Origin of the sequence: Coxiella-like endosymbiont, from assembly GCF_002871095.1 — a bacterium.
Taxonomy (GTDB): Bacteria; Pseudomonadota; Gammaproteobacteria; order Coxiellales; family Coxiellaceae; genus Coxiella.
On record NZ_NSHJ01000004.1, the window covers coordinates 1 to 3,216 of the forward strand.

The window sequence follows — 3,216 nt, forward strand, 5'->3', positions numbered from 1 at the left end:
ATATAAAGGTGTGCATTTTATATAAATGCGTAGTAATCTAATAAACAAAATTTAAAAATCCTACTGTGCTTCAAATTATAATCTTAATACACCCGACTTTATATTACTTTCTTTGCAATGAAATTTTTGATGATTTATATTAAAGTAATTGCATTAAAATCAATACGATTCTTTAGATCCCTTAAGCATTATAATATAAGATAAACAATGATGAAAAATCTCAAAAAAATGTATCATTAAATAAACAGTTGTTTATTATATGTTTTATTAAACCACCGGTTACAGGACCTATCATCATTTAGTTCACTCGCCATAATAGAAGATAAACTTGCTTATTAAAGATCAAAATATTTCTAATTAAAAAGTACCATTAACAATACTACAAAAGTAATAATATGGAGTCCACCACACAAAAATAATTTGGAAATAATACCACCAAATTATGGAACTAAAGTTTTTTATATTAATATAAGCATCATAAAAGAAAAATTACTCACTGTTTGCGTAAAACCAAAAATTAAAAACGAAGCATAGCCTAGCCAAAGTATGAGAAATTTATGAATAAATTCGTTGAAAAGTTAGTCAATAACACTGACTAATTTGTACGTATTACTCTATACTTCCAATCAAGTAGTAAAGTCTACCTCACAGATTCAAAATGTTGTATTTTAAGGATAAAGAGTGCATACGTCGACAAACTTATATTATATAAAAATTAAAACTATAAGTAAAATCATTTCAATATAGTAAAATCATTCAAAATATATCCAATATATATAAGTAGATATATACTTATGTATTAATAATTAATTTTGTAGAAAGTACAATTATCAATAGTTTGATATTTTTCTGTTGCCAAAGTCGGTTTTAAAGATAGAAGTGATTAATTTAGAAATAATCTATATAACTTTTAACAAACTTATGTGAATATAAGTTAAGCACCAATCATAATTTGCTAATAAAATTAAATATAAGACCAAAACTGACTTTGATTTAACAGAATAGCTAGTTTTGTATGTTATCTCGTCTACTATTAGTAGTAGTAATTAACTCTTATCTCTAAATCCTCCTTCTTTGACTTATAAAATTTTTCACTGTATCAATCAATCTTCATATTTTATGAAGCGGAAATAAAGGCAGAACCTCAGTCGTTAAGTAAAATATTTTTTAAAAGATGTTTTTTAAGTAGGCTTCATATAAATACCAACAAAGTCAATGTAATTCTTAATCCAATTTAGATAATCAAAAACATTATCCTCACCGATATACCCTAACTCTAAAATTACAAGCTCTAAAATTATACGAGGGACTAATACTGATCTATGAATGATCCTCATAGTATAACACATTTGATACAATAAAAATTAATCTAAAAAACTGATAACCCTAATAATTATTACTCCCACAGATCTATTACACTAAGTGCAAAACTGTTTTGCCAATTTACAAAATAAATAAGGCAGAATCTACAAAACAAAAGCAAGAAGAAAAACAATCATTATACGACGCTTAAACAAAGATTTAATTAGTCGTTTGGTGGTTTTTTAAATTGATCTATAACATTAATACAATAAACATTAATATAAACATACACCACTCCTGTTAAAACAGGTATCCTTACTATTTATACTATTTATCTATCAAAGCTATTTATCTATCAAAGTTTCTTTGAATATATTAGAATAAAAATACATTCAATATTTTTAGGATTTTACATTTTAGCATTTTACTTTTATAAGTATGATTAGCGTTTTTGAATTATTTTCCATCGGTATAGGGCCTTCTAGTTCACATACCATAGGTCCTATGAGAGCCGCTCATGATTTTATCAATGCTTTTCAACATAAATTACTTCATATTGAGCAAATAACTATTACTCTCTATGGATCTTTAGCTTTTACCGGAAAAGGCCACGGTACCGATACAGCCGTTACGCTGGGACTAATGGGTGAACAACCTGAAAGTATCGATCCCGATAGCATCGATAATCAAATTAAACAAATTCGGGATCAAAAAAAATTAAGCTTATTAAAGCAACATACTATTAATTTTTCCATAGATAATCATTTTATTTTTAATTATCAGAAAGTTTTTGATTTCCATTCCAATGCGCTTGAGTTCGCAATTTATGACGCTAATGAAAAATTAATTAAAAAATCTTTGTATTTTTCTATTGGGGGAGGCTTTATTGTTAAAGACGAAAATAAAGATCGAGAAGTTTTTAACAGTCTTCCACTGAATATTCCATACCCTTTTAATTCCAGTGCTGAGCTTATAGGTTACTGCCAAAAGGAAAATCTTTCCATCGCTGATATTATGTTAGCTAATGAGAAAATAAGCCGAAATGAAAAAATTATTAAAGAAAATTTATTGCATATCGCTACGATTATGGAAAATTGTATTAATAAAGGCTGTCAATCTGACGGTTTTTTAGCAGGTCCTTTACGGGTACGACGACGTGCTCCTTCTCTGTATCGTAAGCTATTAATTTTAGGTCCACCAACTGCTCAACATCCTCAAACTATGAATTGGCTGAATGTTTACGCAATGGCTGTTAATGAAGAAAATGCAGCTGGAGGTCGTGTCGTGACAGCTCCTACGAATGGTGCGTCTGGAATAATTCCATCAGTTTTAAATTATTATAAATATTTTTGTAAAGGAGCTACTGAAAAAGGTGTGATCGATTTTTTATTAACAGCTGGTGCTATAGGGATACTCTATAAAAAAAATGCTTCCATTTCAGGTGCTGAAATGGGTTGTCAGGGAGAAGTTGGCGTTGCATGTTCTATGGCTGCAGCCAGCTTAGTAGCTTCTTTAGGCGGTACCATAGCCCAAGTAGAAAATGCTGCAGAAATAGCTATGGAACATAATCTTGGCTTAACTTGTGATCCTGTTGGAGGGCTGGTACAAATCCCCTGCATCGAACGCAACGCAATGGGTGCTGTTAAAGCAGTGAACGCGGCTCGATTAGCCCTTGCTGAAGATGGCGAACATAAGATATCGTTAGATATGGTAATTGCTACCATGCGCGAAATTGGTTGGAATATGAATTCTATTTACAAAGAAACCTCAAAGGGCGGATTAGCTGTGGCGGTCAATATTACCGAATGCTAGATAATTAATTGCTAGATAATTAATCTTATATAATTCATCCTAGCGTTTCATGTAAAATTAAAGTAGTATTGAATACTTAAATTTTGTCTTTTTTACACATCT

At 29.9% G+C, this 3,216-nt stretch carries 1 protein-coding gene; it reads left to right on the top strand.

All coding sequences use genetic code 11. From position 1 onward, the window contains the following. The first annotated feature begins 1,740 nt into the window (after window positions 1–1,740). Window positions 1,741–3,114, top strand: coding sequence for an L-serine ammonia-lyase (locus CLERM_RS00035; protein ID WP_102156594.1), 1,374 nt, complete (start codon window positions 1,741–1,743; stop codon window positions 3,112–3,114). Window positions 3,115–3,216: the final 102 nt, after the last annotated feature.

Excerpts from the sequence above, each read along its gene's own strand:
- CLERM_RS00035 (WP_102156594.1), top strand. The coding sequence starts at position 1,741 with ATGATTAGCGTTTTTGAATTATTTTCCATCGGTATAGGGCCTTCTAGT.